This is a genomic window from Candidatus Nitrosarchaeum limnium BG20 (assembly GCF_000241145.1).
GTDB classification, from domain to species: domain Archaea; phylum Thermoproteota; class Nitrososphaeria; order Nitrososphaerales; family Nitrosopumilaceae; genus Nitrosarchaeum; species Nitrosarchaeum limnae.
The window spans coordinates 1-4,573 of record NZ_AHJG01000108.1; the positions used below are offsets into that span (position 1 = coordinate 1).

General features: G+C 30.3%; 4 protein-coding genes. 2 read left to right on the plus strand and 2 right to left on the minus strand.

Translation table 11 applies throughout. The features are described 5' to 3' along the window. Nucleotides 1–144: 144 nt before the first annotated feature. Both BG20_RS03375 and BG20_RS03380 read right to left on the minus strand, forming a co-directional pair. Complete coding sequence (locus BG20_RS03375; protein WP_238527473.1) at nt 145–1,221, minus strand: hypothetical protein; 1,077 nt, start codon at nt 1,219–1,221, stop codon at nt 145–147. 44 nt (nt 1,222–1,265) lie between these two features. Next, nucleotides 1,266–2,483, minus strand: coding sequence for a response regulator (locus tag BG20_RS03380; protein WP_010190937.1), 1,218 nt, complete (start codon nt 2,481–2,483; stop codon nt 1,266–1,268). Between the two features lie 156 nt (nt 2,484–2,639). On the opposite strand from BG20_RS03380, the gene BG20_RS03385 reads away from it, so the two are divergent. Further along, nucleotides 2,640–4,184, plus strand: a complete 1,545-nt coding sequence (locus BG20_RS03385; protein WP_010190940.1) for a sensor histidine kinase — start codon at nt 2,640–2,642, stop codon at nt 4,182–4,184. A gap of 77 nt (nt 4,185–4,261) precedes the next feature. Further along, nucleotides 4,262–4,573 (plus strand): hypothetical protein (locus BG20_RS12365; protein ID WP_010190942.1); only part of this gene is annotated, 312 nt, incomplete at its 3' end.

The following is a 4,573-nucleotide window of genomic DNA, read 5'->3' on the forward strand; positions in this document are numbered from 1 at the left end:
CGCTTTGATATAGTCTTCTAACTGCAATGTTTTTCCTTCTTTTGAATGCCTTTAAAATGATTATCAAATGAATTCTTGAATCAAGGTAGGTATTTGATGATTTTTGGTTTGATGTACAGATTAGATTAAAGCATAATTTTTAAATCATTTTTTTTGAATTAATCCTTCTCTGACAATTGCATCTATGCCGTCAAAAAATACTCTGTCTTCTAAATGATTATTATGCCACAAAATTGCTCGAGTTTTATACCAACTTGGAATTTTAGAATCATTTAACTCTAATTTTATAGAATATGTGTCAAATGGAACAAATCTGAGAATATCGTAAATCTTGGTATTTGTTGGTTCTATTCCTGTTTTTTCTATTTTTTTCTGATCTTTAGTTTCGTCTAATATTGAAAAACCATTTGAAATGGACAATTGAGTAGTTTTAACAACTTGATTATTGTTTACAGGGACATCTACTATTTGTTGGAGCAACATAAGATAATCTTCATCGTTAATTACGCCATTAATCCACCACTCTGTTATTTGGTGTAATACTTTTTTTACTACATTTGATGAATACAGGTCGTCTGAAAAATAACTCATTGAATTTTGGTTAACCACATCTTTGAGTGGTGCCATCACATTAAATTTTTGTCCTGACACATTGGAGGATATGATTGCTTTAACCTGACTGCATCTCTCAGTTACATCGCTTATGCAATCCTCATATTGTAGTTTATTTGCATGTAGCATTCTTTCAATCGAATCAACGTTATGTCCTTTATATGATAAAATAAAATGAGACAATTCATGTGATAGCAACCAAGAAAATTCTGTATTGTCATAAGCAGAGCTAAATGGTGGTTGTGTTGAAACCATGATTACATGATGATTCATTCTATTTGTTCCATAATGTGCATAAAATCCCTCATACCCGTGTTTCATCATTATTTGTTTACCGATCACTTTATCAAAAACTATGATATTCAAATCTGTGTCATCTGAATTAATTGAATTGAAGTACTGTTGTGAAGATACACAATTCATCTCAAGTAAATTATTGCTCAATTTATAGAGTTCAAAATATTTTTTAACAATATTTTCAATCTCTTTAGTCTTAGTTTCTTCTAAGAAATTACATTTTTGTTTATCTGCAAGAAATGTTAATTTCCATGAAACATTATTTTTCTCAGATTCTGCATATGCATAATTTGAGATTAATGAAATCGACATTCCGATAATGAATAGAAATAAAAATAATTTTTTTATTTGAATCACTATTCTAGACACCTCATTATTTGCTTGATATCATATGGTTTGTATATCACATCCGTCGGTTTGACTTCTTGTAGTTTTTTCTTGGTGACTGCACTCATGTCTGCTGTAACCATAATTATTTTGGTTTTAGGTTCAATTTTGCGAATCTCTTCAAGGAGATGAAATCCATCCATCTCTGGCATCATTATATCTAAGAATACTGTCTCAGGACGAATTTTCTTAAATATCTCCATAGCCTTTTTTGAATCAGTACATCTTTCTACAGTTGTTATACCTTTAATTTCTAAATATTCTGAAAAAATGTTTACTGCATCAGGATCATCGTCTACAACTAATATGGTTGATTGTTTTTGCAAATTTTCTTTTTTATTTTGTTTGTTTTCAATATGAATTCCTTTACCTGTTTCCCACAAAAATTTACATAAACTTTGCATGTTTCTTACTATGTCTTTTGAATTTGTAACCATGACTGACTCTTCATTTCTATTTTTGTCTGAATATGATGACGTGTTTCCCGACATCAATACTTGAGATTTATTGCAAATCAAACGTCCTGATGTAGGCAGAGTTGTAATTTTGAAATAACTGATTCCTAGTCTTTGAATATATTCACGTTTTGATGCAAGCTCATCATCAGTCATTAACTTGATTATGACTTTCCGTTGTAATGCGTTTTTGATTATTTCTCTCATTGGAGTGTAATACATGCGAATTAAGTCTGATGGAGCTAAAACAATATGTATTTCATCATTTGTTTCATCGATTATTTTTATGATTTGATCATATATGTTATCCCTGTTGGAAACTATGGTTAATTTTGGTGTCTCTATTTCCGATTCATTTAGTTTTAGTTTTGATAATATTTTTAAGAATTTTGAGCTATTTTTTTCTAAATTCTCAATTTTTTGCTTTTGTTTTGTTATTATGTTTTTTAAAATAATTTCAGGATCATTTGCTGAAAATTTAATTGGCGATGATAATGTGGATGTGGCAAAACCAAGATTTTTCAGGTTCTCCAAGATTTTGTACGTTCTCACTCTCTCAATTTTTGTAAATGTACTTATTTCACTTGCTTTGGCAGACCCTAGTCTAGCTAAACCAACATACGTCTGTGCTTCATCTTCCTCCAATCCAAAATCTCGAAGGATGGAAATTTCGTCTAATTCATTATTTTGATAATCCTCATCTCCATTTAGGATGATTTCTTGGGTATTCAATGAAGATTTAATGATTTTTTGTTATATCTCTTGGTGTGTTTACGCTATTTACAAACAATTACCTACGGCAAGGAGATAAAATCATAAAGAATGCCTGCCTTGCTAGCTTACTCTTAACAAGCTACCCTTTAGGTCATAAATTAAGAAATTAATTTTATGAAAATTAGGAGTAAATTGCTACTGGAAGTTGCGATTTTGTTCATTTTAATTGGAATTATTTCTACTATTGCTATTATTAACACAAAATATGTTCAAGAAACGTTTTCCAGCATTAATTCTGAAACTCTTCCTATATTGAATACACTCAAAAACATGCGTTATGCATCAACTCAACTATCTTCACTTACTAATGAAATTATTTTAATTGAAGATGAAACAAGAAATGCATCGGAAAAAGAATTTCCAGAATTAGAAGAAATCTTGGAGACAAATTTTTATAAAATTGAAAAAGCAAAGCTTTTGTTTAATGAGTCTTTTTCTGAATATTCTAGTATTGTAACAAACAATTATCCAAATGATATTGATCATATTGAAACTGTTGCAAAAAAATGGAATGAAATGTTATTTATTTCTAATAAAATGATTCAATTAAAAACTTCAGGTGCGTCAGGGATAGTAATTTTAAATCTTAACAATGATTTTGATTTTGCATTTGATGAAATGAATCTTGCAATTGATAAAGCGATAGAGTTAACTACTGCAAACATTGATCAAAGAGAATTATATGTTGATTCTTTATTACGTAATGTAACGTGGAGCATTATTCTTGCTCTAAATTTGTTTGTTGCAACAACTTTGATAATCCGATATTATATTTTAAAATCAATTTCTAAACCGCTTCAAAAAATTAAAAGTGTAACTCAAGATATTGCGAAAGGAAATTTTATGTTATATCCTGAAAAAGGTAATGATGAAATCTCTGAATTAGGTAAAAATATCAATATAATGTCCACAAATCTTAAAGAACTAAACAAAAAAATGCTTGAAAAAGAACGACTGACATCAATTGGCAGTCTTGCAACTCGTCTTGCACATGATATTAGAAATCCATTATCTGTTATACAAAATGGTTTTGAAATTATTAGAATTAAATCACAAAATAATTCTGGATCTAATTTAGATTCTAATTTTGATAGTATTAGGCGTTCTATTTTAAGAATTACCCATCAAATAGATGACGTCCTCAATTTTATCAATATCTCTGAACTTCAATACGGTGAGTATTCTTTGTTGTCTATCATAAAATCAACCATTCAAAATATGATAATTCCTGAAAATGTAAAAATTATCATTCCTGAAAATGACTGTTCTATATGGTGCGATTCTTGCAGGTTAGATGTTGTCTTCAAAAATTTAATCGATAACGCATGTTATGCTGTTGATAAAAACGGAGTTATTATAATCAGAATAATAGATGCTCAAAATGATGTATTAATTGAAATTGAAGATTCTGGTCCTGGTATTCCTGATTCCATATCTGAAAAAATCTTTGATCCTCTATTTACTACGAAACAAGTAGGTACTGGCTTGGGATTATCTAGTTGTAGAAGTATTATAGATGCTCATGATGGCAAAATATCTATAAAAAACAATCCAACCACATTTACAATTCGATTACCAAAAAACTCACAAAAAGCACAAGAATCCATAAAAAAGATTTCAGAAGAGTCATTGCTCGAAAGCACTTTTTTCTCTAACTGACCCTTTTTACCGTAAATCGTTTGTAATTTGATTACAAACAGAAAGTCATAACCTGATTTTCTCTTAGGTTATCTACATTGCAAGTTTCATTTCTGAGATATGTTCTAAGTTCTAAAGCAACTGCCTTGGTTTTATCTGTTCTATTGATAACTGGAGGATCTTCAGGTTCGTTCTTTGCATATGCATTGCCTGGAGGAATACCTGCAACAACTGTAACTACAAATGTGTCAAACGGACAATCAAACGGACAATCAAACGGACAATCAAACGGACAATCAAACGGACAATCAGATGGACAATCCAATGATATACAGCAAGCAGCACAGCAAGCAGCACAGCAAGCAGCACAGCAAGCAGCACAGCAAGCAGCACAGCAAGCAGCACAGCAA